The following is a 2,513-nucleotide window of genomic DNA, read 5'->3' on the forward strand; positions in this document are numbered from 1 at the left end:
AGCCAGAAGCTCTCTGACCCAAATATTTTTATGCTTTGGCATGATAGACTTGGGCACCCAGGGTCAACAATGATGAGGCGAATTATTGAAAATTCACATGGACATCCATTAAAGAACCAGAAGATTCTTTTGTCTAGTGATTATCCATGTAATGCTTGTTCACAAGGAAAATTGATTATTAGACCATCTCATACAAAAGTCCTTGTTGAATCCCCAACATTTTTGGAACGAATCCAAGGGGATATATGTGGACCAATTCATCCACCATGTGGACCATTTCGCTATTTCATGGTGCTAATAGATGCCTCATCTCGATGGTCACATGTTTGCTTGTTATCTACCCGCAATGTTGCATTTGCCAGGCTCCTTGCTCAGATCATAAGGTTACAAGCACATTTTCCAGATTATCCAATCAAGAAGATCCGTCTTGATAATGCTGGTGAATTTACATCTAAAGCTTTTGATGATTATTGCATGTCGGTTGGGATTGAGGTGGAACATCCAATTGCTCATGTACATACACAGAATGGATTAGCAGAAGCCTTTATCAAACGACTCCAACTGATTGCTCGACCTTTACTTATGAGGACAAAGTTACCTATTTCTGCTTGGGGACATGCCATTCTACATGCTGCAGCATTGGTTCGCCTTCGACCGACTGCTAATCACCAACAGTCACCATTTCAATTGGTACTTGGTCAAATTCCAAATCTTTCCCATTTACGAGTGTTTGGATGTGCAGTACAAGTTCCAATTGCACCTCCACAACGCACAAAAATGGGCCCTCAACGTCGATTGGGAATATACATTGGTTTTGATTCGCCATCAATCATCAGGTATCTTGAACCTTTGACAGGGGACTTTTTTAGAGCAAGATTTGCAGATTGCCATTTTGATGAGGTCAATTTCCCGTCGTTAGGGGGAGATAAGCTACCAAAAGAGGAACGGCGTGAAATTATTTGGAATGCATCATCCATGTCTCATTTCGACCAGCGCACTGCTCAATGTGAAAATGAAGTACAGAGAATCACTCATCTTCAGAAGATTGCTAGCCAATTGCCCGATGCATTTACAGATACAGCTAAAGTAACCAAATCCTATATACCAGCTGCAAACATACCAGCAAGGATCAATATACCAATTGGAAAAACTGCTATTATGGCAGCTAATGAATCATCCATGACACGCCTGAAGCGTGGTCGACCCTTGGGTTCAAAAGATTTAATTCCCCGGAAGAGGAAAATAAAAGGGCAACAAGACACAAGTCTTGAAGAAAATAGCACTCCTGAAGAGGCTATTCCCACAATTTCTAAAATAATAACCCCCGAAGAGGAAAGTGTCATTGAAGTGACACATGCCCCTGAAGAGGCAATAGCCCCTGAAGAGGCAATAGTCCCCGAAGAGATACAAAATCATGAAGATGCACAAGTACTTGCAAATGATGAAATTTCCATAAATTATGCATCCACGGGGGAATTATGGGACCGTACAGAAGTGGTTATTAATGATGTATTTTGCTTTGCAGTAGCCACAGAAATTTTAAAAGATGATGATGATCATGAACCACGCAGTATCAATGAATGTCGCAGTAGACATGATTGGTCAAAGTGGAAAGAAGCAATCCAAGTAGAATTGGATTCTCTAGCAAAACGCAAAGTATTTGGGCCTGTAGTCCCAACACCCAATGATGTGAAACCTGTAGGTTACAAATGGGTGTTTATAAGAAAACGTAATGATAAAAATGAAATTGCTAGATACAAAGCACGTCTTGTGGCACAAGGTTTCTCCCAAAGACCTGGGATTGATTATGAAGAAACGTATTCACCTGTAATGGATATTATTACGTTTCGATATTTAATTAGTCTGTCGGTCTCAGAAGGACTAGACATGCGTCTAATGGACGTAGTTACTGCATATTTGTATGGCATGCTAGAAAATGATATTTATATGAAAATCCCTGAAGGATTTCAGTTGCCTCAAGAAAATACATCACAACCACGAAATATGTACTCAATTAAGTTGAGACGATCATTATATGGATTAAAACAATCTGGAAGAATGTGGTATAATCGTCTCAGTGAGTATTTGATCAAGGATGGGTATATTAACAATCCTATATGCCCTTGTGTTTTTATAAAGAAATCAGAATTAGGATTTGCCATCCTTGCAGTATATGTTGATGATATAAATTTATTTGGGACTCCTGAAGAGCTCACAAAAGCGGCTAAATATTTGAAGGATGAGTTTGAGATGAAAGACTTAGGAAAAACTAAATATTGTCTCGGCCTACAAATCGAGCACAAGTCTAATGGAATTCTCATACATCAGTCAACATATATCGAAAAGGTCTTGAAGCGATTTAACATGGATAAAGCACATCCATTAAGTTCTCCAATGATTGTTAGATCCCTTGATGCTAAGAAAGATCCTTTTCGTCCAAAAGAAGAAAATGAAGCACTACTTGATCCTGAAGTACCATATCTTAGTGCAATTGGTGCTTTGTTATACTTAGC

At 39.2% G+C, this 2,513-nt stretch carries 1 protein-coding gene; it reads left to right on the forward strand.

Annotated features, from left to right (window positions below):
* Nucleotides 1-2,513 (forward strand): reverse transcriptase domain-containing protein (locus HLA95_RS30185; RefSeq protein WP_222185070.1); only part of this gene is annotated, 2,513 nt, incomplete at both ends.

The sequence above is a fragment of the Geminicoccus harenae genome, from assembly GCF_019800005.1.
Lineage (GTDB): Bacteria > Pseudomonadota > Alphaproteobacteria > Geminicoccales > Geminicoccaceae > Geminicoccus > Geminicoccus harenae.